The sequence below is a fragment of the Microbispora sp. ATCC PTA-5024 genome, from assembly GCF_000511135.2.
In the GTDB taxonomy this organism is placed as follows: domain Bacteria; phylum Actinomycetota; class Actinomycetes; order Streptosporangiales; family Streptosporangiaceae; genus Microbispora; species Microbispora corallina.
Genome location: NZ_KI866522.1, coordinates 1,992,386 through 2,014,327, shown reverse-complemented (window position 1 = coordinate 2,014,327; position 21,942 = coordinate 1,992,386). Strand labels below are relative to the sequence as shown.

The window sequence follows — 21,942 nt, the reverse complement described above, 5'->3', positions numbered from 1 at the left end:
GACGGGAGCCGTCGGCCGACGGCGCCGCCCGCGCGGAGCAGGGCGCGACGACCGGGCCGCTGTCGATCCCGCGGCCCGCGCCCGAGCCCCCGACCCCGATCACCTCGCGCGTCAGCCAGCCCGGCCCCCGGCGCCCCGTGGTGTTCGAGGAGCAGGAGGAGGAGCTCGACGTGCCGGACTTCCTCAAGTGACCGACCGTTCCCGCACGACCCGGGCCGCCCGTGGCTGAGGCTCCGGCCGACCGGCGCCGCGAGGAGCTGTCGGCGGCCCTGGCCGCGGTCGAGCGGCGGGTGGAGGACGCCTGCCGGGCCGCCGGCAGGTCCCGCTCGGAGGTCACGGTCATCGCCGTGACCAAGACGTACCCGGCCTCCGACGTACGGTTGCTGGCCGCGCTCGGGGTGACCGACATCGGGGAGAACCGCGACCAGGAGGCCGCGGCCAAGGCGGCCGAGTGCGCGGGGCTGGGCCTGCGGTGGCACTTCATCGGGCAGTTACAGACCAACAAGGCCCGGCAGGTCGCCGCGTTCGCCGACGTGATCCACTCGATCGACCGGACGCGGCTGGTGGACGCGCTCTCCCGGGAGGCCGTCCGGGCCGGCCGGGAGATCGGCTGTCTCATCCAGGTCTCCCTCGCCGACGCCCCGGGGGCCGGTTCGGCCGGGGGGCCGGGCGGCCGCGGCGGGGCCGCTCCCGCCGACGTCCCGGCCCTCGCGGACGCCGTCGCGCGGGCCGAGGGGCTCAGGCTCGACGGGGTGATGGCCGTCGCCCCCCTGGGCGCCGACCCCTCGGAGGCGTTCGGCCGGTTGCGGTCCGTCGCGGAGCGACTGCGCGAGGACCACCCCTCGGCCGGGGTGATATCGGCCGGCATGAGCGGAGATATGGCGGAGGCGATAGCGAACGGCGCGACACACCTGCGTGTCGGTACGGCGTTGCTCGGCCGCCGGACGCCCTTCGTCAGGTAATGTCCCCCAAGTGGACCTTGACGTCCGCGCTCAGGTAGAGGTCGACCAGCGGTGCGCTCCAAGGGGGTACGGCCACCGCCCTGCCCAGGGACCTTGCAGGCACCAGTAACACGGAGGACGACGAGCGATGGCCGGCGCGATGCGCAAGATGGCGGTCTACCTCGGTCTCGTGGAGGACGACCGCTACGAAGACAGGTACGCGGCCGAGTACGGCACCGACGTGGACTACGGCGACGAGGACTACGAGTCGCAGCGGCGCGGGTTCGCCGCTCCTCCGGTGGTCCACGCCGCGGGCCACGAGCGCGACGAGGAGGGCGACGCCCCCGTCCCCGCCCCCCGGTCCCCGGCGGCCGTCATGGAGCGCCGTACGACCGATCTGGCGCGGATAACGACCCTTCACCCCCGCACGTACAACGAGGCGCGCACGATCGGCGAGCACTTCCGCGAGGGCACTCCGGTCATCATGAATCTGACCGAGATGGTCGACAGCGACGCAAAACGGCTTGTCGATTTCGCGGCAGGTCTCGTCTTTGGGCTACACGGAAGCATCGAACGTGTTACCAACAAGGTGTTCCTGTTGTCCCCCGCCAACGTTGAGGTGACCGCCGAGGACAAGGCTCGAATCGCGGAACGCGGCTTCTTCAACCAGAGCTAGAGTTCCATCATGAACAGTGACCGGCTGAGCGGTACCCGCGTGTACCCGAGGCGGCAGGATCAGATGGAGGCGGGGCTCGACCGTGGGGATCATTAGTGAGATCTTGGTCTTCCTCCTCTTCATCTTCCTGATCCTGCTGATCGGCAGAATGATCATAGACACGGTGCAGGCGTTCGCCCGCGCATGGCGGCCCTCCGGGCTCGTCCTGGTGCTGGCGGAGGTCATCTACACGGTGACCGATCCCCCTCTCAAGTTCCTCCGCCGTTTCATTCCGCCCCTCAGGTTGGGTACGGTGGCCTTTGACCTGAGCTTCACAGTGCTGTTCATTGTGGTCTTGCTCTTGATCCAAGTTGTGAACGCGCTTCGTTGATCGGGCACCGTCTCGCCGGACAGACTCCAAGCGCGCCAAGGAGACCCAAATGCCGTTGACGCCCGCTGATGTGCGGAACAAGCAGTTCAGTACCACCCGGCTCAGGCCGGGGTACGACGAGGAGGAGGTCGACGCCTTCCTCGACGAGGTCGAGGCGGAGCTCGACCGTCTCATCCAGGAGAACGAGGAGCTCCGTGCGAAGCTGGCCGAGTGCCTGAGGGGCAAGGTCCCTGGCGGCATGGGCATGGCGGGACCGATGCAGATGGCGCCGGCCCCCGTGGCCGAGCCGAAGCCCGAGATGATGGTGCCCCAGCCTGAGCCGATCAAGCCCCCGGAGCCGGCGCGTCCCGAGCCCGTCCCGGTCGGCATGGGCCTGCCGCCCGCCGAGGACAACATGGACACCGCGGCCCGCGTGCTGGCCCTCGCCCAGCAGACGGCCGACCAGGCGATCGCCGACGCGCGCCGCGAGGCGGACGAGACGGTCACCCGCGCGCGCCGCGAGGCCGACGACATCCTCGGCAAGGCCCGCCGCCAGGCCGAGCAGATCATCGGCGACGCCCGCGCCCGGGCCGAGACGCTGGAGCGCGACGCGCAGGAGCGGCACCGCCAGGCCATGGGCTCGCTGGTGCAGACCCGCGACGAGCTCGAGCGCAAGGTCGAGGAGCTGCGCAGCTTCGAGAGGGAGTACCGCAGCCGCCTCAAGCTGTACCTGGAGAACCAGCTGGCCGAGCTGAACGTCTCCGCCGAGGGCAGCGGCGCCTTCCCGATCGTCGGCGGCGCGCCCGCGATGGCGCACGCGGTCGCCCCCGGTCCCCAGCCGATGACCGCGGCCCCCAACCCCTTCGCCCAGGAGCCCCCTCAGCACTCTGGCGCGTTCCCCGGCCCCGACGGCCCCCACAACGACCGCCGGTAAGCACCTGAACGGGTCCCCCCGGCCCGTGTAGCTCGGAGAACCCCCAGTGATCCTCATCAGTGCCGCCCTGGTCCTCGCCGCCATCGTCCTGCTCATCGCGGGCGTGGTGCTGGCGACGCCGCCCCTCGTGATGTGGTCGATCGTGGTCAGCGTCCTGTCCGCGGTCTGCCTGCTGATCGGGGCACTGCTGAGGCGCCACGAGCTGTTCCCCGCCGGCGGGCGTGCCTCCGACGGGCCGGCTCACACCCCCCCGGGTTCGCCCGTCCCGCAGCTCGCCCACGCAGGCGCCGTCACCGGCGCGTACGGCGCGGCGTTCAGTGGGGCGCCGGCGCATCCGGTGGCGACGCCGATGGTGGCGGCACCCCCGGTCACGCACCCCGGGGCGCTGCCGCCGCAGTCCTTCCCCACACGCCTCCAGGCGACCGCCCCGGTCACCCGGCCGCCCGCGACGGGCGGCCGCGGCCTCGACCCCGACGCGATCGTCCTGGTGATCCCCGGCCGCAGGCGGTTCCACACGGCGACCTGCCGCCAGCTCGTGGGGCGGGACGTCGAGGAGCTCACGTACGAAGAGGCCCGCGACGAGGGCTTCACCCCCTGCACCACCTGCCTCCCGGAGCTGACCGCCCGCACCGCGGCGGAGCCCGAGGAGGCCGCGGAGCGCCGGGACGGCGCCCGCGCCGAGGCCGGTCCCACGATCGCTCCGGCCTCCGGGACACCGGGCTCGGCCGAGCCCGACCGGTCCCGCCCCGCCGCCGGCCACGAGCCGGCCCCCGAACCCCTCATCCCCGCGCCCGCCCCCGCACTCGAGGAGCTCGCGGAGTCCGCGGCCGAGTCGCCGGAGCCTGCCGAGCCTGCCGGACCCGCGGAACCCGCGACGACCGGCGAGATCGCGGAGCCGCAGGACGCCGACGAGCCGGAGCCGTCCCCGGGGAGCCCGCGCGACTGGTTCAGCCGTGACGCGTTCCGCCCGGCCGCGCCGAGCGAGCAGGCGGAACAGGGCGCGACCGCGGCGGCCCCGTCCTCCTGGACCCCGACCGGCTGGGGCGCGCCGTCCGCGCGGTCCGCGCGGTCCGCGCCGTCCTGGCCGTCGGCATCCGCGACCTCCTCCGGCACGGGAACGGCGGCCGGAGCCCGCGACGGCTCCGGATCCGAGGACGCGGGAACGGGCCGCGCCCACGACTGGTTCAAGCCCGGAGGGGCCGCGCGGCGCGACACCGCCGCCCCCGTCCCGGGATCCGCCGGGGGAGACGTCGAGGACGCCTCAGGCATCGACACCGGCGCCGCGACGTCCGGCACGGGTGGATCCGGCACGGACGAATCGGGCAAGGACACATCCGGCACCGCGAAGGGCGAGCCCCCGGCGCCCGACGCCGCCGAGGCGGAGCCCGCCTCCCCCACCGGGGACGCCGGGCGGGACGGCCTCGCGGACGACCCGGGCACGACGCCGGCGGGCGAGGAGCCGGTGGAGCCCGCCGAGACCATGCGACCCGGGCGCGCCGGGTCGCCGCTCTCCGCGGGCTCCACCTCCGGCTCCGCTCCCGCACGAAAGGACGCCGCGTCCCGCGACGAACCGCCCGCGCCCGGCGCGGCGGACGCTTCCGGGACCTCGGGTGCGTCCGCGACCACGGCCGGGGACGCCGATGAGGACACGGGCTCGGACACGGGCGAGGACCTGGACGACGGCGACACCCGGGACGTGACCGAGCAGGTGGCCGCCCTGCGGGTGGCCTCGGCCACCCCCCGGGGCGCCTCCCGTAAGCCCGCCGAGCGCAGCCCGGCGCCCTCCTCGCCCGCCGGGGAGGACGAGGCCGCGGACGACGAGCCTTCCACCGACCGGACGCCCGCGGGCTCCGGCCGGTCGGCCTCCTCGGGCGGTGGGTCCGGCTCCGACACGAATGCGACCGCCTCCGCCGCCGAGCCCGGCGCCGAAGACGCCGACGACGCCGACGACGCGGGCGACCGGACCGTCCAGGCGACCCGGCCGGGAGCGCCGGCGGCCGATGACCCGCCCGCGGGCACGGTGAAGGTCATGGTCGGCACCCGGCGCTTCCACAGCGGGGAGTGCCCGCTCATCAGCGGCATGGACGACGGCGGCATCGAGGTCATGACCCGCGCCGACGCCGAAGAGGCCGGCCTGACCCCCTGCTCGGTCTGCCAGGGCGGCTGACCCCGCGACTCCGCGCGGCCGGCCGTCCTCCAGGCGCCGCCGATCCCTCCTGATCCATTCGGCACACGAAAGCGCCCGGGCGGATGACGCCCGGGCGCTTTCGCATGTGATCAGGCCTTGCGGAGCCCGAAGGAGAGACCGAGGTCGGCGTCCTCGAACCGGGACGACCCCTCGGCCGGGGAGCCCTCGGTGAGGCTCGCGGCCAGCACCTCGTCGGCCACCGCGCGGCCGCCGTGCCGCAGGGCCTCGGCCAGCTCGCCGTCCGCCGACCACCACAGGTCGATCCTGTCGGTGATGGACAGACCGCTCGCCTTACGGGCGTCCTGCACGAGGCGGACGACCTCGCGGACCAGCCCGGCCCGGCGCAGCTCGTCGGTGATCGTCAGGTCGAGCGCGACCGTCTCGCCGGTGCCCGTGTCGATCGCGCCGGTCTCCACGGCCCAGCCGGTGCGGGGCTGCTCGGTGACGATCACGTCGTCCGGGCCCAGTTCGAGCACGCCGAGCTCCCCGGCGTCCACGGTGGCCGCCGTACCGGACCGCAGGGCCCTGGCGAGCGACGCGGGGTCGGCGGCGGAGATCGCCGCGGCGGCGGTCTTGGTCTGCGACCCGAACCGCTTGCCCAGCGCCCGGAAGTTCGGCTTGACCGTGAACGTCACCAGGTCGGCCGAGAACCCGGACAGGTCCTCGAGACGCTGGACGTTCAGCTCGTCGGCGATCAGCTCGCGCAGCTCGCCGGGGAGCGCGGCCCAGCCGGGGGCGCCGACCAGTGCCCGGCCGAGCGGCTGGCGGGTCTTGACCGACGACGAGGCGCGGGCGGAGCGGCCCAGCTCGACGAGGCGGCGGACCAGGGCCATCCGCTCCGACAGGACCGGGTCGAGCAGCGCCTCGTTCACCTCCGGCCAGGCGGCCAGGTGGACCGAGGCCGGGGCTTCGGCGTCGCGGAGCACGTCCCACACGTGGTCGGTGAGGAACGGCACCAGCGGGGCCAGCAGCCGGGTGACGGTCTCCAGGCACTCGTACAGGGTGGCGAAGGCCGCGGCCTCCCCCGACCAGAAGCGGCGGCGGGACCGGCGGACGTACCAGTTGGACAGGTCGTCGAGGAACTCGGTGAGCCGCCGTCCCGCCCGGGTGGTGTCGAAGTCGTCCAGGGCCGCGGTGACCTCGGCGACCGTCCGGTGCAGCTCGGCCAGCGCCCACCGGTCGATGAGCGGCCGCTCCTCCCACGCCGGGGCCTGCGCGAGACGGTCCGGCGACCACGACTCCGCGTTGGCGTACAGCGTGAAGAACGACGCGGTGTTCCAGTAGGTCAGCAGGACCTTCCGGACGATCTCCTCCAGCGCGGCGTGCCCGATGCGGCGCGGCGCCCAGGGCGACCCGGACGTGGCCATGAACCAGCGCAGGGAGTCGGCGCCGTGCCGGTCCATCAGCGGGATCGGCTGGAGGACGTTGCCCAGGTGCTTGCTCATCTTCCGGCCGTCCTCGGCGAGGATCAGACCCAGGCACAGCACGTTCTCGTACGACGACCGGCCGAACACGAGCGTGCCGACGGCCATCAGCGAGTAGAACCAGCCGCGGGTCTGGTCGATGGCCTCGCAGATGAACTGGGCGGGGTAGGCCTTCTCGAACACGTCCCGGTTGACGTGCGGCGCGCCCCACTGGGCGAACGGCATCGACCCCGAGTCGTACCAGGCGTCGATGACGTCGGGCACCCGGCGCGTCTCGGCCGCGCAGGTGGGGCACGGGAAGGTCACGTCGTCGACGTACGGCCGGTGGGGGTCGAGGGCCGACAGGTCGGCGCCCGCGAGCTCGCCCAGCTCCTTCAGCGACCCAACGCACGTGATGTGGGAGTCGTCGGCCGTGCAGACCCACAGCGGCAGCGGGGTGCCCCAGTAGCGCGACCGCGACAGCGCCCAGTCGACGTTGCCCCGCAGCCACTCGCCGTACCGGCCGTGCTTGATCGTCTCGGGGTACCAGGTGGTGCGCTCGTTCTCCGCGAGCATCGCGTCCTTGACCGCGGTGGTCCTGATGTACCAGGACGGAAGCGCGTAGTAGAGCAGCGGCGTGTGGCAGCGCCAGCAGTGCGGGTAGCTGTGGTCGAAGTGGCCGCCACGGAACAGCAGGCCGCGCTCGCGCAGGCTCGCGGTCAGCGGCTCGTCGGCGTCCTTGAAGAACGTCCCGCCGACCAGCGGGACATCCGGGAGGAACCGCCCGTCGGGGCCGATCGGGTTGACCACCGGCATGCCGTACCGCTTGCACACCGCCATGTCGTCGGCGCCGAACGCGGGCGCCTGGTGGACCAGGCCGGTGCCGTCCTCCACCGTGACGTAGGTGCCGAGCACGACGTAGTGCGCGCCCGGGATGTCGACCAGATCGAACGGCCGGGAGTAGGTGGTGTGCTCCAGCTCCTCGCCGGAGAAGGCCGCCAGCACCTCGGCGTCGTCGCCCAGCACCTGGGCCAGCAGCGGCTCGGCCACCACCAGCACCTCGTCGCCGTGCCGCGCCGCGACGTAGGTCACGTCGGGGTGGACGGCGACCGCCGTGTTGGAGACCAGCGTCCAGGGCGTGGTGGTCCAGATGAGCAGCGACGCGCCCAGCTCGGCCAGGCGTCCGGAGGTGGCGGGCATGCGGACGTAAACCGAGGGGCTGGAGACCGTCTCGTAGCCGCCCGGCTGGCCCAGCTCGTGGTCCGACAGCCCGGTGCCGCAGCGCGGGCAGTACGGCGTGATCCGGAAGTCGCGGAACAGCAGGTCCTTCTCCCAGATCCGCTTCAGCGACCACCAGACGGCCTCGACGTACTGCGGGTCCATGGTGCGGTAGGCCTGGGACAGGTCGATCCAGTAGCCCATCCGCTCGGTCATCTCTTCGAACGCGTCGACGTGCCGCAGCACCGACTCGCGGCAGCGCGCGTTGAACTCCGCGATCCCGTACGCCTCGATCTCGGGCTTGCCCGACAGGCCCAGCTCCTTCTCGACCGCGACCTCGACGGGCAGGCCGTGGCAGTCCCAGCCGGCCTTGCGGGCCACGTGGTAGCCGCGCATCGACTTGTAGCGGGGGAAGACGTCCTTGAAGACGCGGGCCTCGACGTGGTGGACGCCGGGCATGCCGTTGGCCGTCGGCGGGCCCTCGTAGAACACCCAGGAAGGGCCGTCGGCGTTCTGCTCGATCGAGCGCTCGAAGACCTTCCCGTCTCGCCAGCGCTCGAGCACCTCGCGTTCGAGGGCCGGCAGGTCGACCTGTGCCGGGAGCGAGCGGAAGTAGTGAGAAGACATCGTCGGGCGGGCCCTCCACGCTGGATCGGTCATGGCGTGAAGGGACGAAGCCGGCGTGCGGCTCCGCGGTACCACCCTTCTTGACGCCCCGCGCCTGCGGGACGCCCTCTCGTTTTCCTTCTGCTGCCGGCTCTAGTCGGCCCGGGGGCCTTTCTTCCGGCGGCTCCGGGGTGATCTTCTCGCCGCGGCCCGCCCCGGGCTCACACCGTCCCCGGGTCGCTCAGCGGGCGGATGCGGAGGTACTCGTCCCCATCAACACCTTGCAGACTACGACGATAACGCAGACCGGAGGCGAGGGCTTCCCGATATCGGCGTGACGTTCGGTGTGAGACACGGCGCCATATGGGAATACGTGGGAGGAACATACGGGGACGACGCGATTGTTGTGAGGATATGCGCCCTCGCGGTCGGCGGAGGGACGGATCGGCGGTCCTCTGAGACCGTCGCTCCGGCCTCCGGTGGACGCCGGGGCGCTGTGCATCCTGTCTCGGGCGGGACAAGCCGCGACAAAGCCATTGATAACGGGGCTATGAGGAGGATCTGGCCGTACATCCCATCCCGGTAGGGGTGGGGTAAAACCCTCGGCGGGGTCGTTGCCGGGGGGTGACGAGCGACCTATGCTGCCCGGACTTGCTCATGTGCTCGACCATCGCTCCTGAAAAAAGGGGAGGCCCGCCAATGGCCACGCGCGCGGCGAGAACCGCCACCAGCGACGACATCTGGTCCGACGAGGAGCTCGCCGAGGTCCGCGAGCGGCTGCTGCACGAGATCGAGGAGCTCCGGGCCGACATCACCCGGGCCGAGGCGCAACTCGCCTCCGGCGACGTCAGCCAGGGAGCGGGGGACGATCCGGCCGACGCCGGGGCCAAGACCTATGAGCGCGAGCGTGAGATCGCCCTTACCCTGAATGCGCGCGACCTGCTCGCGCAGAACGAGCGGGCGATCGCCCGTGTCGACGCAGGGACGTATGGGGAGTGCGAATCGTGCCACAAGCCGATAGGCAAGGAACGCCTGCGGGCGTTCCCGAGGGCGACGCTGTGCGTGGCGTGCAAGCAGCGGGAGGAGCGCCGCTGAGCGGCGGGGACGACGCCCCCCGGCCCCCTCGCGCCCGCAGGGTCGCGCTGCTCGTCACGGTCGCGGCGCTGGTCTACGCGCTCGACGTCGTCAGCAAGTTCCTCGTGGTGCGGTTCCTCGAACACAAGGAGCCCGTCACCCTCGTCCCCGGCGCGCTGGTGCTGAACGTGATCCGCAATCCCGGGGCCGCGTTCAGCATCGGCACCGGGATGACGATCGTCTTCACGCTGATCGCCGTCGTGGTCGTCGTCGCCATCCTCCGTACGGCGCGGCAGTTGCGTAGCCTGCCCTGGGCGGTCACGCTGGGCCTGCTGCTCGGGGGCGCCGTCGGCAACCTGACCGACCGGATCTTCCGCTCGCCGGCGCCGCTGCAGGGCCACGTGGTCGACTTCATCCAGGTCTTCCCGGTGACCGGGTTCCCGGTGTTCAACCTGGCCGACTCGGCGATCGTCTGCGGCGGCGTGCTCGCGGTGTTCCTCGCGTGGCGCGGCTACCAGATCGACGGCTCCCGGCAGTCCGAGGAGCCCGTCGATGGGTGATCGCAGGACCCTTCCCGTGCCCGACGGCCTGGAGGGGGAGCGGCTCGACGCCGCCCTCGCCCGGCTCTTCGGGTTCTCCCGCACCCGCGCCGCCGAGCTGATCGCCGCGGGCGAGGTGCTCGTGGACGGCTCGGTGCCCGCCAAGTCGGACCGCGTCCACGCGGGAGCCTGGCTCGACGTGACGATCCCGCCGCCCCCGGCCGCCCCGGCGCCCGTGGCCGAGCCCGTCCCCGGCATGTCGATCATCTACGAGGACGACGACATCGTGGTGGTGGACAAGCCGATCGGGGTCGCGGCCCACCCGACTGTCGGGTGGACCGGCCCGACCGTGATCGGCGGCCTGCTCGGCACCGGGCACCGCGTGTCCACCAGCGGCGCCTCCGAGCGCCAGGGCATCGTCCACCGCCTCGACGCCAACACCACGGGCGCGATGGTCGTCGCGAAGAGCGAGGGGGCCTACTCCGCGCTCAAGCGGGCCTTCAAGGAGCGCACCGTGGACAAGCGCTACCACGCGCTCGTGCAGGGCCACATGGACCCGCTGCGCGGCACGGTCGACGCCCCCATCGACAGGCACCCGTCCGGCGACGGGCGCTTCGCCGTCGTCGCGGGCGGCAAGGACTCGGTCACCCACTACGACACGATCGAGGCGTTCCGGGCGGCGTCGCTGCTCGACGTCAAGCTGGAGACCGGCAGGACCCACCAGATCCGGGTGCACATGTCAGCCCTGCGGCACCCCTGCGCCGGCGACCTCCTCTACGGCGCCGACCCGACCCTCGCCGCCCGGCTCGGGCTGACCCGGCAGTGGCTGCACGCGGTCTCGCTCGCGTTCGAGCACCCCGCCACGGGCGAGTGGATGACCTTCACCAGCGACTACCCGGCCGACCTGGCCCGGGCCCTGGAGATCGCCCGCGACGAGAGCTGACCGGTCCGGACCGCGTCTCCGGCCCGCCCGCGGCGACGGCGTCTCTGGGGCGACGGCGTCTCTGGGGCGACGGCGTCTCTGGGGCGACGGCGTCTCTGGGGCGACGGCGCCTCCGGGGCCTCGGGAGGGCGGGTCAGCCGCCGAGGCCGAGCGCGGTCAGCAGCACCAGCACCACGGTGGCAACGGCCAGCAGACCGTGACCGGCCACGATCGCGACCGGGAAGCGCCGCTCGGCCGGCTCCGCGCCGGTCCCGCCGCCGGTCCCGCCGCCGGTCCCGCCGCCCTGCCCGCCGCCCTGGCCGCCTCTGTACCCGGCGGCGGTCGCGGTCGCGCGGGCGCGGCGGACGGGGAGCCAGCGCGCGAACATGACGAAGCCCAGCAGCGCGACGGGGACAAGCAGGACCAGCGCGGTCCAGGCCAGCGCGTCCTCGCCGGCCAGCAGATACGCGATCCAGACGATCAGCCCGGCGGCGGCCAGAGCGAAGTGGCCGAAGATCACCGGGGGCGGCAGGTGGCTGGTGCGGGGCCGGCGCAGGCCTCCGCCGGCGATCCAGCGGCCCAGCATGACGAAGCCGCCGGCAGCGGTGAGCAGCCAGGTGACCAGTGCGGCGATACCCATGATCAGTTCTCCCTCGGGTGTGTGGCGTGGCGGAGCGGGGTGTGGCCTGCCGGGGCCGGGTGGGAAGGGTCAGCGCCGGAAACCGGCCGCCTGCGTGGTCTCGTCGGCCACGCGTACGCCGTAGTGATAGGCGAGCTTGCCCCCGAGGTAACCGGAGACGCCGAGCAGCACCAGGCAGGCGGCCGAGAGCAGCAGCGGGCCGGGAGCGACGGGGCCGGCGGGCCCCGCTCCGGCCTGCCGCCACAGGAATCCGCCGGCGTACGCGGCGGTGATCGCCAGGTTCAGGCCCATGTGGACCAGACCCGTCCGGAACGCCGGGGTGCCGGCCGGGATGGCGAGGAGGTCGAGGAACCCGACCGTCGCCGCGGCCAGCGCGCCCAGCACCCCGATCGCGATCAGCCAGGTCGAGCCCCTGGCCAGGAAACCGGGATCGGACACGAACCGTGAGGCGACGTCGAAGACCAGGCTCGCGACCCACGCCCCGATGGGCACCGTGACCAGGATCGGATGGAACGGATGTCCGTACGGGCCGGCCAGCGCCGGGCTCACCGGATCTTTCGCCTGTCGCAGTCCATCGGTCATCGGAACCTCCGTGCGCCGCCCAATTACACCAAGAAATATTGGTCTTATTCCGGACGTGGGTCAAGGGAGGCGCGTGTATCGGATGATCCACGGCTTACGCCCATGTTCACGGGCGTTATCCTGGGCAGGGTGACGACCGATCCCGCCATCAGCGCCGTGGCCGCGCTCGACGACTCGCTGCGACGGGGCATGTACGTGTACATCCGCAGGGCGCGCCGCCCGGTGACCCGCGACGAGGCCGCCGCCGCGGTCGGGATCTCCCGCAAGCTGGCCGCCTTCCACCTGGACAAGCTGGTCGACGCCGGTCTGCTGCGGGCCGGTTACGAGGCGGTCGGCGGCGTCCGCAAGGTGGGGCGCACCCCGAAGGTCTACGAGCCGACCGAGGCCGACATCCGCGTCACCATCCCCGAGCGCCGGCACGAGGTGCTGGCCGGCATCCTCATGGACGCCGTCCTCACGGAGGGCGAGGGGGAGAACGCCCGCGAGGCCGCCGTCAGGGTCGCGGCCCGGCGCGGCGAGGAACTGGGCGCCGCCGAGCGGGCGCAGGCCAGGCCCGGCCGGCTCGGCGCCGAACGGGCCCTCACCCTGATCGAGGGCGTGCTGACCCGGTACGGCTTCGAGCCCGCGCGCGAGTCCCCCACCTGCGTGCGGCTGTGCAACTGCCCCTTCCACCCGCTCGCCGCCCGGGCTCCGGACCTGGTGTGCGGAGTCAACCAGGCATTCCTCGCCGGGATGCTCACCGGTCTTGAGGCCGACCGCGTGCGGGCGGTGCTGGCCCCCCGCCCGGGGGAGTGCTGCGTCGAGCTGCGCTCCTCCCAGGACTGATTCCCCCCGCGATCAGCCCCGCCCGCGAGGGCACGCCGTGTGTGGGTGCATGCCCGTGGCCGCGGCCGCGTCCGAGCCGCTAAGCGAACCGATCGCGGGCCGGTCCTGATCCTCATGGTGAAGCCCGCACCCGCCGGGCCGATGGGATCGGGTGGCAGGTGCGGGTGGCGTCCGGGGTCGGCGCGGGTCAGACGTCCCAGCCCGCGACGCCGGCCGGGGTCGTCAGGTGGGCGGCGTTCTTCCCTTTCTTGCCGCCCTTGATCTTCGCCGTTTTCGTGTCCTTGGGCCCGTTCCCCTGGCCCGGGCCGGGGCCGTTCCCTTTGCCGGGCCCTCCGGCGTCGGAGGGCTCGACCGACCCCCCTTCGCCGCCGCTCGACGGCTTCTTCGAGGTGGTCGGCTTGTGGGACGGGGTCTTGGGGGGAGCCTTCGGCGTCGCCTTCGCGCTCGGCCCATGGCTGCGCGGCCCGTGCGTGCGCGGCCGCTGGGTCGCCCGGTCGTGGCCGCCGTACGAGCCGGACGGCTGTGCGCTCCTGCGGTTCGCCACCGGCTCGGCGGTGGCGGGGGTGCCGGAGGGCCTGCCCTCCGACGGCGGGGCCGTCCTGGTCGCGAACACGGTGACGGTCGGCGTGCTCACCACCGTGGCCCTCGCGTCGGCGCCGGGCAGGCGGGCGGACAGGAACGCGGCCCCGCCCGCCGCCAGCCCGACGAACGCGACGAGGGCGCCCGACCCCAGCGCGATGGCCAGGGCGGAGCGGCGCGGCCGGACCGGGGCGGCGGCCGGGGCCACGACGGGGGTCGGCGTGGGCGTCCGCGCGAGCGCCGGAGTCGGCACGGGCGTCGGCGCCGTCTCCTCCATCACGGCCGGGCGCGGCCGGGCGAACAGCGGGGGCCGGCGCGGAGGCGGGACCATCGAGGCGCCCGTGACCATCCCGGTGGCCACCGCGTGCAGGTGCTGCGCCGCCTGCTCGGCCGCCATCCGCAGGGCGGGGTCCTTGACGAGCAGGCCCTCGATCACGGGAGCGAGCGGCCCGGCCAGGCGCAGCGGTCCCGGCTCCTCGTACATCACCGCGGCCAGCGTCGCCAGCGCGTGTCCCCGGTGGAACGGCGACCGGCCCTCGACCGCCATGAACAGCGTCACGCCGAGGGACCACAGGTCCGAGGCCCGCTGCGCCTGGGCCCCGGCCGCCCGTTCAGGGGCGATGAACGCCGGCGTCCCCACCAGCATCCCCGTACGGGTGACGGGCGAGTCGTCCTCCATGGCGGCGATCCCGAAGTCGGTCAGCACGGCGCGGCCGTCGTGGGCCAGCAGCACGTTGTCCGGCTTCACGTCCCGGTGCAGCACGCCGGCCGCGTGCGCGACCCGCAGCGCGGCGAGCACCTGGGAGCCGATCTCCGCCGCCCGCCTGGGTGACAGCGGGCCCTCCTCGCGGATCACCGAGCCGAGCGTCCGGGACGGCACGAGTTCGAGGACGATCCACGGATGGCCGTTCTCCTCGAAGGCGTCGTACACCGCGGCCACGCTGGGATGGCTGAGCCGCCCCGCGGCCCGGGCCTCGCGGAAGGTACGGATCGTGAAGATCTCCCGCTCCGGCTCCGTCATCTCCCTGGACGCGAGCAGCTCCTTCACCGCGACCTCGCGTTCCAGCACCCGGTCGAGGGCCCGCCACACGGTGCCCATACCGCCCCGCCCGAGTGGCTCGATCAGGCGATAGCGTCCCGCCACGACACGTTCGGAGGTCTGCGCTTCAGCCATGGTGATCGCGCTACCCGCCCGATGCAATTGCATGCCGGAGAGTCACGCATCGTAGACGAAAGCACCTCCCACCTGCACATCTTCATCAAATCGTTATCGAGGCTGGAACGTGCTCGTGAAGCGCTGGAAGTAGGACAAACCGGACGTCCATCGGGCGTCCGCGACCTGCCAGTAGAGCGTGAAGCACCGGCCGTCCGGGAGCTTGAACGCGCGGTCGACGACGCGGACCCTGCCGTAGCTCGGCCGGTAGGTGAACTCCCAGTCGGCCGCGGGGACGCCGAGGTAGCGCCGGGAGTCGAGGCGGATCCGCTCGTAACCCGGCAGGTAGCCCTTGCCGGTCGACGTCTTCTCGACGGTGGCGAGCGCCGCGACCGGGTCCTCGTCCGTCCACGGGGTGACGTCGACCTGAAGGTAGTCGCGGCCGGTGGGCGCGTGGAACCGGACGCGGGTGGCCTCGCGGCCGAACTCGGTCCAGTCCCCGGGCAGCGCGATCGTGAAGCCGAGGGAGTCGTCGTGCGTCGTCCAGCCGTCCGGCAGGGTCGGCGAGGGGGAGGGCGTGGGCGTCGGCGTGCCGGGCTCCTGCGACGGGCCGGCGGAGGTGGAGGGGGAGCCGGACGATCCGCCGGACGACCCCGAGGCCAGCGTGCGGTAGCCGTACCAGCCGCCGAGGCCTGCCGCCGCGACCAGGACGGGGATGAGCACGAGCAGCAGCAGCGGGGTCCTGCGCCGCGGCCGCTCCACCCGGCCGCCGCGCCCGCCCGGCGGGAGGGGAGCGCCGTCCGCGTACGTGTCCCCCCGCCGGGGCCCGGAGTGGGTGGTCGCGGCCCCGTGCCCGTGAGGGCTGCGGTCCGTGGGTCCGTACGGCCGGCCGGCGGCGACCGCCTGCCCGCGGGTGTCCCGCCGTTCAGGGGTCTCGCGCGCCGTGCGGCCGTTCGCGGCCGGGGCACGGTCGGTCCTGTCGTGGGGTCCGGAGGCGGCCCGCTCCCAGGCGGAGCGGGGGTCCGGGACGTCCCGGCCGCGCCCGGCGATCACGGCCTCGAGCAGTTCGGAGACCTCCACCGCGTCCATCCGCCGGTCGGGGTCCTTCCGCAGCAGCCCGTCCAGCACCGGAGTCAGCGGCCCCGCCCGCAGGGGCGGCTCCGGCTCGTCGTGGAGCACGGCCGCCATCGTCGCGATGGGGGAGTTGCGGTCGAAGGGCGGGCGGCCCTCCACCGCGGCGTACAGGGTCGCCCCGAGCGACCACAGGTCGGACTCCGGGGTCGCGGGCAGGCCGTTCAGGCGCTCGGGCGGCAGGAACGCGGGGGTCCCGGTGATGGCGCCGGTCATGGTGAACCCGGTCTCCTCCGGCATCGTCGCGATGCCGAAGTCGGTGAGCACCACCCGGTTGTCGCCGCTCAGCAGGACGTTCTCGGGCTTCACGTCGCGGTGGAGCACCCCGGCGGCGTGCGCGGTGCAGAGCGCGTCGAGGACCTGCAGCCCGATCGAGGCCACCCGCTCGGGCACCAGTGGGCCGTGCTCGCGCAGCACCTGGCCGAGCGAGCGCGCCCGGACCAGCTGCATGACGATCCAGGGGCGGCCGTCCTCCTCGATGACGTCGTGGACGACCACGACGTTGGGATGGGTGATGCGCCCGGCGGCGCGCGCCTCCCGGATCGTGCGCCGGGTGAAGGCCTCGCGGTCCTCCTCGCTCGTCGGGTGGTACAGGACCTCCTTGACGGCCACGGCGCGGTCGAGCAGGTCGTCGTGGGCGCGCCAGACCACGCCCATGCCCCCTCGCCCGATGGGTTCGAGCAGGTGGTACCTGCCCGCCACCCGACGCCCCTCGTCCACCTGTCCCTCCTCGAAACCCCTGAATCGTCCCACAGTTCAGAGGCGCGGCGGCTGGCGGAAGCGCCACAAGGCGTGTGCGCGTGAGGGCTCGTGAGGAGTGATTCTCACCGGAGCCGAATTTCCTTTGTGAGGGCGATGTCGTCCACCCACGTATCGGATGCACCAGATTTAACAATCGACACTATTGCCCGCTTTATTACGGACTTATACGCTTCGTTCGGCTTTTGCCGGTGTCGTCATCCCCGCTCCCCGAGAGGAACAGCATGCGGCCAGGCACAGCGACGTGCGGAAAACCCAGGTACGGAAAGGCGGTGGGAATCGCGGTCACGGCGCTGGCCGCGCTCGTCCTGCCCATGAGCGCGCCCGCCCACGCGAACCCGGCGAAGCCGGGGTGCGTCCAGGATCAGAACGCCCATCTCAGCGAGGTGCCGACCCCCGAGTCCGTTCTCGGCTTCCCCCTGGGGAAGGGCCAGCCCCGGGTGGTCACGACGGAGGAGATCGGCGAATACGTAGACGCCGTGGGACGCGCGTCCCGCAGGGTGGTCACGGGCACCATGGCCCACAGCGTGACGGGCCAGGCCCTCCCGTACGCCATCGTGTCGAGCGAGCACAACATGGCCCCGGGACAGCTGCGCACGATCGCCGATCAGGTGAGGTCGCTGCGGGATCCCCGGTCCCTCCGGCCGGACAAGGCCGCCCGCATCGCGGCGGACACCCCGGCGATCGTGTGGATCGCGGGCAACGTCCACGGAGGCGAGAAGAGCGGGGCCGACGCCGCGCTCAAGACCCTCTACGAGCTGGCCTCCGGCCTGTCCTGCGACGTGGCCCGGCGCAACGACGACCTGGTGACCGTGATCGTGCCGACCCAGAACCCGGACGGCCGGGACGCGGGCCGCCGCCAGAACGCCTACGGGTTCGACCTCAACCGCGACTGGTTCGCCCGCACCCAGCCGGAGACCGACGGCAAGATCGACATGCTGCGCGACTACCCGCCGCAGGTGTTCGTCGACGCCCACGAGATGGGCGGCCGCCAGTACTTCTTCCCGCCCAACGCCGACCCGATCCACCATGAGATCGCCGACCAGCCGGTGGACTGGATCAACCGCATCGGCGCGGCCAACGCGGCGGGCTTCGGCTACAACGGCGCCTGCACCGCCACGGTCACCACCGAGTGCTTCTTCAACTACGCCACCTACGACCTGTTCTACATGGGATACGGCGACACCGTCCCGTCCACCGGGTTCGGCGCGGCCGGCATGACGTTCGAGAAGGGCAGCGCCTCGGCAGACGAGGACCGCGTCCAGCAGCAGTTCAACACCCAATGGGCCACGACCGGCTGGGCCGCCGCCAACAAGCGGGAGGTCCTCCAGGGCTACTACGACATCTGGCGGACAGCCCTCGACGAGGGGGCGCGGGGCGCGCTCGAGCCCAACCAGGTCGTCCAGCCGGCCAACACGGTCCGGTTCCCCGTGCCGGACGTGACGGTCCGGTCGTACTTCCTGCTCCCCGACCGGCAGATCGGCGACGTACGGCGGCTGGTCGACCGGCTGCGCGGCATGGACGTCGAGGTCTACCGCGTCAAGAAGGCCCTCACCGTGCCGAACGCGCGGATCTTCGGCGGCCGCTCCGCCCGTGACCTGACCGTCCCCGAGGGCGCGTACTGGATCCCGATGGACCAGCCGCAGAAGCACTGGATCCAGGCGCTGCTGGGGGAGGACCCGTACGTCCCGTTCCCGTACTTCTACGACGTCTCGTCGTGGAGCAACCCGCTGCTGATGGGCGTGGACACCGTCTACACCGGCGACGCGCTGCGGCCGAAGGCCGACCTCGTGAAGGACGGCGACGGCGGCGTGAGCAAGCCCGCGCCCCGCGGCGGCTCCTACTCCTACCCGATGGACTCGGCGGCCGCCTCCGAGCTGACCTTCCGCCTCCTCGGGATGGGCGTGCCCGTCACCCGCGACCTCACGACCGGCGTGGTCGGCTTGCCCGCCTCCGCCGTCGGCCGGGACGCGCTCGACAGGCTGGCCCGCTCGTCCGGCGTGACCGTCGAGGGCGCCGCAGGCCCGGCCGCGGGGACCGCCCTGCGCACGCCCGACGTCGGCCTGTTCGCCGGGACCGGAATCTCGACCACCTCCGGCTCGTACGGCGAGGCGCGGTACGTGCTCGGCGCGCGCTGGGGGCTGACCCTCACCCCGGTGACGGCGGCCGACGTCAACGGCAACACCGCCGCCTTCACCCGGCGCACCGTCCTGGTCGTCCCCGACGGCAGCAGCGCCACCGGCGGCCTGGACGCCCAGGGCCTGGCGAACCTCAAGGCGTGGGTGGCCGCGGGCGGCACGTACGTCGGGCTGCGCAACGAGGGCACCCGGGTCGCCCGCGCCGCCGGGCTCACCTCCACCACCGAGAAGGCCAAGCCGACCGGCTACCAGGTCATCGGATCCCACTTCCGGGTGGACGTGGCCGCCGGCAGCCCGGTGGGGCTCGGCCGGCCGGCGGAGGACTTCCAGTTCAACAACGGCGACCCGATCCTCAACCCGAGCACGACCGGTGTGAACGTCCTCACCTACCCGGCGGACGACACGTTCTGGTCCAACGGCTACACGGTGGGGGCCGACGCGCTCAAGGGAACGGCCGCGCTCGTCGACGAGCCCGCCGGCGCCGGCCACGCCGTCCTGTTCGCGTACAACCCCCTGTTCCGCGCCTACAACGAGAACGGCATCCATCTGGTCGCCAACGCGCTGCTCGCGCCCGCGCAGCAGGCGCCGCAGCAGCGGGCGGCGACCCCCGCGGCCGGCGCGGACGCCCTGCGCGCGGCGGCGGAGAAGGCGCCGGAGCCCGACGACCCCGCCGGGGAGTGGCGGCCCATCACCATCCAGGTGGCCGACGCCGACCTCGCCCGGGCGCAGGCCCTGGTCGCGAAGTACACCGGCGCCGCGCGGACGGCCAGCGCCGGCGGATCGTCGTACATCACCATCCCCAACCCCCAGGGCCTCGCGGCGGACGAGCACCCGTTCCTCCGCGACCTGATCCGTGACCTGCGCGAGACGGGAGTCCCGCTCCGGTCCGTCGTGGCCTGATCGCACCAACCGGAACACGAGGGTCCGGCCGGTCGCGGCCGGCCGGACCCGCCGAAAGGAACCACATGAGATCGCGCCGGATCATCGGCACGGCCCTCGCGACCGTCCTGGGCGCCCTGGCGGGCGTCCCGGCGGCCGCCCCCGCCCTGGCGGCCCCGGGCAACCCCGGCGAGCCGCGGTACACGGCGGGCGCCCCCAGCGCCGGCGACCCGTACTTCCCCGACCAGGGCAACGGCGGGTACGACGTGCGGCACTACGACATCGCCCTCTCCTACGACCCGGCCACGCGGTACATGGACGCCACGACGACGATCACGGCGGCCGCCACCCAGGACATGGACGCGTTCGACCTCGACTTCCGCGGGCCGGACGTCACGTCCCTCACCGTGAACGGGCACAAGGCGTCGTTCACCCGCACCGGGCAGGAGCTCGTCGTGAGCCCGCGGCCCAAGCTCAAGGCGGGTCAGACGTTCACCGTGGTCGCGTCGTACGCCGGGACCCCGCCCGTCATCACCGACCCGGACGGCTCCATCGAGGGCTGGGTGCCCACCGACGACGGCGCGTTCGTGCCCGGAGAGCCGCAGGGCGCGCCCGCCTGGTTCCCCGGCGACGACCACCCGACCGACAAGGCCACGTTCACGTTCCACGTCACCGTGCCCGACGGCGTCACGGCCGTGGGCAACGGGCGGCTCGTGTCGAAGACGACCACCGGCGGCCGGACCACGTTCGTCTGGGACCAGGCCGAGCCGATGGCGACCTACCTGGCCACCGTTACCCTCGGGACGTTCACCGTCGCCGAGTCGGTCACGCCGGGCGGGATCCCCGTCTACACGGCCGTCGACCCCCGCCTGGTGACCCAGTCGGCCGCGGCCGTGGCCAGGATCCCGGACATCCTCGAGTACTTCACCTCGATCTTCGGGCCGTACCCGTTCGGCTCCGCCGGGGCGATCGTCGACCGCGCGCCGGACGTCGGCTACGCGCTGGAGAGCCAGACCAAGCCGATCTTCTCCAGCGCGCCCAGCGTCGGGACCATGGCCCACGAGCTCGCCCACCAGTGGTACGGGGACGCGGTCAGCCCGGCCCGCTGGTCGGACATCTGGCTGAACGAGGGCTTCGCCACGTACGCCACCTGGCTGTGGACCGAGCACACGGGCGGCGCGACGGCGCAGCAGACGTTCGCGAGCTCCAGCAACTACGGGCGGGCCGCGACCTCGTCGTTCTGGCAGGTCGTCACGGCCGACCCCGGTCCGGAGGACATGTTCGGCAACGTCCCCTACAACCGGGGCGCGATGACCCTCCACGCACTCCGGGGCAAGATCGGCGACGCCGTCTTCTTCAAGCTGATCAAGGACTGGGTCGCCGGGCACCGTTACGGCAACGCCAGCACCGCCGAGTTCGTCGACGCGGCGCAGAAGGCGTCGGGCATGGACCTCACCGCGTTCTTCGACGTCTGGCTGTACCAGAAGGGCAAGCCCGCCTCCTGGTGAACGTCACGGGCCCCCGGCTCCCCGGGGGCCCGCCTCACTTCGCCGGCTTGAAGGTGGCGGTGAAGGTCTCGAAGTAGTGGTGGTCCTCGTCCCAGCTGCTGCTCGGGGTGCTCCAGTAGATGGCGTAGCCGTGGTGCTTGTCCGTGACGAACCCCCGGTTCACCACGTGCTGGCGGCCCGAGCCCGACGCGAACGTGAACTCCCAGTCGGCCGCCTCGTCCCAGTAGTCCACCGACTCGATCTTCACGCGCTTGTAGTCGGCGAACGTGGACCGTCGCGCGCGTTCCTGGTTCTCCCAGTCCTTCTTGGCGTCCTTGCGTGGACTGCTCGTCTGGTCGATCAGGAGGAAGCCGGAGGTGCCGGGACCGTGGAAGTAGACCGCCGTCCCGCTGCGCTTGTAGGCGCTCCAGCCCTTGGGGAGGGCGATCGAGAAGCCCGTCGAGTCCTTGTAGCGGTGCCAGCCGTCGGGCGCGTCCGCCGGCTTCGAGGTCGTGGGGCTGGGGGACGACGTGGCGGAGGGGGACGGCGTGCCCTCGTCGCTCGGCGACGCCGAGGCGGACGGCGGGGCCGGCGAGGCAGGGGACGGCGGGGCCTGCGAGGCGCCGTTCGTGGGCTTGTGGGTCGGCCCGCCCGCGGTGGCGGGGCCGGTCGCCCGGCCCGAACTGCGCTCGCCCTCCCGCAGCCCGAGGTAGCCGGCCACGGCCGCGATGACGAGCAGCGCCGGGACGAGGACCAGCGCGACCTTGAGCATGAGGGTGCGGCCCTGGCGGACCGGCCCGGTCGCCGAGTCGCCGCCGCTCCAGACCCTGCCGCGCTGGGTGGGCACGGCCGCCCCGGCGCCGTTCCCGGGGTCCGGCGCCAACCGGCCGCCCTGGTGGAAGGCGCCCTCCGCGCCCAG

The 21,942-nt window shown here is 73.1% G+C and carries 16 protein-coding genes and 2 pseudogenes; 12 read left to right on the top strand and 6 right to left on the bottom strand.

What is annotated here, in order from left to right; translation table 11 throughout:
* The 6 genes and pseudogenes from MPTA5024_RS41970 to MPTA5024_RS08850 all read left to right on the top strand — a co-directional run.
* Positions 1-191: pseudogene (locus tag MPTA5024_RS41970) on the top strand (cell division protein FtsZ); the annotation flags it as partial.
* Positions 192-221: 30 nt separating this feature from the next.
* Positions 222-962 (top strand): YggS family pyridoxal phosphate-dependent enzyme, encoded by a 741-nt coding sequence (locus tag MPTA5024_RS08870; protein WP_036321403.1) that lies wholly within the window; start codon positions 222-224, stop codon positions 960-962.
* Between the two features lie 127 nt (positions 963-1,089).
* Positions 1,090-1,617, top strand: a complete 528-nt coding sequence (locus tag MPTA5024_RS08865; RefSeq protein ID WP_036321401.1) for a cell division protein SepF — start codon at positions 1,090-1,092, stop codon at positions 1,615-1,617.
* Positions 1,618-1,699: 82 nt separating this feature from the next.
* On the top strand, positions 1,700-1,987 hold the full coding sequence (locus tag MPTA5024_RS08860) for a YggT family protein (RefSeq protein WP_036321398.1): 288 nt from the start codon (positions 1,700-1,702) through the stop codon (positions 1,985-1,987).
* A 49-nt stretch (positions 1,988-2,036) separates the two neighbouring features.
* Complete coding sequence (locus MPTA5024_RS08855; RefSeq protein ID WP_036321395.1) at positions 2,037-2,900, top strand: DivIVA domain-containing protein; 864 nt, start codon at positions 2,037-2,039, stop codon at positions 2,898-2,900.
* A gap of 46 nt (positions 2,901-2,946) precedes the next feature.
* Positions 2,947-5,067, top strand: coding sequence for a hypothetical protein (locus tag MPTA5024_RS08850; RefSeq protein WP_036321394.1), 2,121 nt, complete (start codon positions 2,947-2,949; stop codon positions 5,065-5,067).
* Positions 5,068-5,177: 110 nt separating this feature from the next.
* On the opposite strand, the gene ileS is transcribed toward MPTA5024_RS08850, so the two are convergent.
* A complete protein-coding gene (gene ileS / locus MPTA5024_RS08845) occupies positions 5,178-8,336 on the bottom strand; it encodes an isoleucine--tRNA ligase (RefSeq protein WP_036321393.1) in 3,159 nt (1,052 codons plus the stop codon).
* 678 nt (positions 8,337-9,014) lie between these two features.
* Here ileS and MPTA5024_RS08840 point away from each other — a divergent pair.
* From MPTA5024_RS08840 to MPTA5024_RS08830, 3 genes are read left to right on the top strand one after another with little or no spacing between them, the layout of a single operon-like run.
* On the top strand, positions 9,015-9,410 hold the full coding sequence (locus MPTA5024_RS08840) for a TraR/DksA family transcriptional regulator (protein WP_036321391.1): 396 nt from the start codon (positions 9,015-9,017) through the stop codon (positions 9,408-9,410).
* Positions 9,383-9,949 carry a signal peptidase II gene (lspA, locus tag MPTA5024_RS08835; protein WP_232326318.1) on the top strand — a complete coding sequence of 189 codons (567 nt, stop codon included), beginning with the start codon at positions 9,383-9,385 and terminating at the stop codon, positions 9,947-9,949. The genes MPTA5024_RS08840 and lspA overlap by 28 nt, the downstream gene beginning before the upstream one ends.
* Positions 9,942-10,871: an RluA family pseudouridine synthase gene (locus MPTA5024_RS08830; RefSeq protein WP_036321385.1), complete on the top strand. Its 930-nt coding sequence runs from the start codon at positions 9,942-9,944 to the stop codon at positions 10,869-10,871. The genes lspA and MPTA5024_RS08830 overlap by 8 nt, the downstream gene beginning before the upstream one ends.
* A 133-nt stretch (positions 10,872-11,004) precedes the next feature.
* Here MPTA5024_RS08830 and MPTA5024_RS08825 read toward each other — a convergent pair whose 3' ends face one another.
* Both MPTA5024_RS08825 and MPTA5024_RS08820 read right to left on the bottom strand, forming a co-directional pair.
* Positions 11,005-11,490 (bottom strand): hypothetical protein, encoded by a 486-nt coding sequence (locus MPTA5024_RS08825; protein WP_036321382.1) that lies wholly within the window; start codon positions 11,488-11,490, stop codon positions 11,005-11,007.
* 69 nt (positions 11,491-11,559) lie between these two features.
* Positions 11,560-12,072 carry a DUF2231 domain-containing protein gene (locus tag MPTA5024_RS08820; RefSeq protein ID WP_036321379.1) on the bottom strand — a complete coding sequence of 171 codons (513 nt, stop codon included), beginning with the start codon at positions 12,070-12,072 and terminating at the stop codon, positions 11,560-11,562.
* 129 nt (positions 12,073-12,201) lie between these two features.
* Here MPTA5024_RS08820 and MPTA5024_RS08815 point away from each other — a divergent pair, with 129 nt between their 5' ends.
* Entirely contained in the window at positions 12,202-12,897 is a 696-nt protein-coding gene (locus MPTA5024_RS08815; RefSeq protein WP_198167023.1) for a helix-turn-helix transcriptional regulator, read from the top strand.
* Positions 12,898-13,084: 187 nt separating this feature from the next.
* Here the strand turns inward: MPTA5024_RS08815 and MPTA5024_RS08810 are convergent, their stop codons facing one another.
* Positions 13,085-14,650, bottom strand: a complete 1,566-nt coding sequence (locus tag MPTA5024_RS08810; protein WP_198167022.1) for a serine/threonine-protein kinase — start codon at positions 14,648-14,650, stop codon at positions 13,085-13,087.
* A 93-nt stretch (positions 14,651-14,743) separates the two neighbouring features.
* Positions 14,744-16,480: a serine/threonine-protein kinase gene (locus MPTA5024_RS08805; RefSeq protein ID WP_051457858.1), complete on the bottom strand. Its 1,737-nt coding sequence runs from the start codon at positions 16,478-16,480 to the stop codon at positions 14,744-14,746.
* 311 nt (positions 16,481-16,791) lie between these two features.
* Between MPTA5024_RS08805 and MPTA5024_RS08800 the strand changes: the two genes are divergently transcribed.
* Positions 16,792-19,557: a M14 family zinc carboxypeptidase gene (locus tag MPTA5024_RS08800; protein ID WP_036321376.1), complete on the top strand. Its 2,766-nt coding sequence runs from the start codon at positions 16,792-16,794 to the stop codon at positions 19,555-19,557.
* A gap of 65 nt (positions 19,558-19,622) precedes the next feature.
* Positions 19,623-21,044, top strand: a complete 1,422-nt coding sequence (locus MPTA5024_RS08795) for a M1 family metallopeptidase (RefSeq protein WP_051457856.1) — start codon at positions 19,623-19,625, stop codon at positions 21,042-21,044.
* Between the two features lie 34 nt (positions 21,045-21,078).
* Here the strand turns inward: MPTA5024_RS08795 and MPTA5024_RS08790 are convergent.
* Positions 21,079-21,942: pseudogene (locus tag MPTA5024_RS08790) on the bottom strand (hypothetical protein); the annotation flags it as partial.

Bases quoted from the DNA above. Each gene is read 5' to 3' on its own strand.
- MPTA5024_RS08830 (WP_036321385.1), top strand. From the start codon at position 9,942: ATGGGTGATCGCAGGACCCTTCCCGTGCCCGACGGCCTGGAGGGGGAG.
- ileS (WP_036321393.1), bottom strand. From the start codon at position 8,336: ATGTCTTCTCACTACTTCCGCTCGCTCCCGGCACAGGTCGACCTGCCG.
- MPTA5024_RS08795 (WP_051457856.1), top strand. From the start codon at position 19,623: ATGAGATCGCGCCGGATCATCGGCACGGCCCTCGCGACCGTCCTGGGC.
- MPTA5024_RS08810 (WP_198167022.1), bottom strand. From the start codon at position 14,650: ATGGCTGAAGCGCAGACCTCCGAACGTGTCGTGGCGGGACGCTATCGC.
- MPTA5024_RS08855 (WP_036321395.1), top strand. From the start codon at position 2,037: ATGCCGTTGACGCCCGCTGATGTGCGGAACAAGCAGTTCAGTACCACC.
- MPTA5024_RS08865 (WP_036321401.1), top strand. From the start codon at position 1,090: ATGGCCGGCGCGATGCGCAAGATGGCGGTCTACCTCGGTCTCGTGGAG.
- MPTA5024_RS08840 (WP_036321391.1), top strand. From the start codon at position 9,015: ATGGCCACGCGCGCGGCGAGAACCGCCACCAGCGACGACATCTGGTCC.
- MPTA5024_RS08825 (WP_036321382.1), bottom strand. From the start codon at position 11,490: ATGGGTATCGCCGCACTGGTCACCTGGCTGCTCACCGCTGCCGGCGGC.
- MPTA5024_RS08820 (WP_036321379.1), bottom strand. From the start codon at position 12,072: ATGACCGATGGACTGCGACAGGCGAAAGATCCGGTGAGCCCGGCGCTG.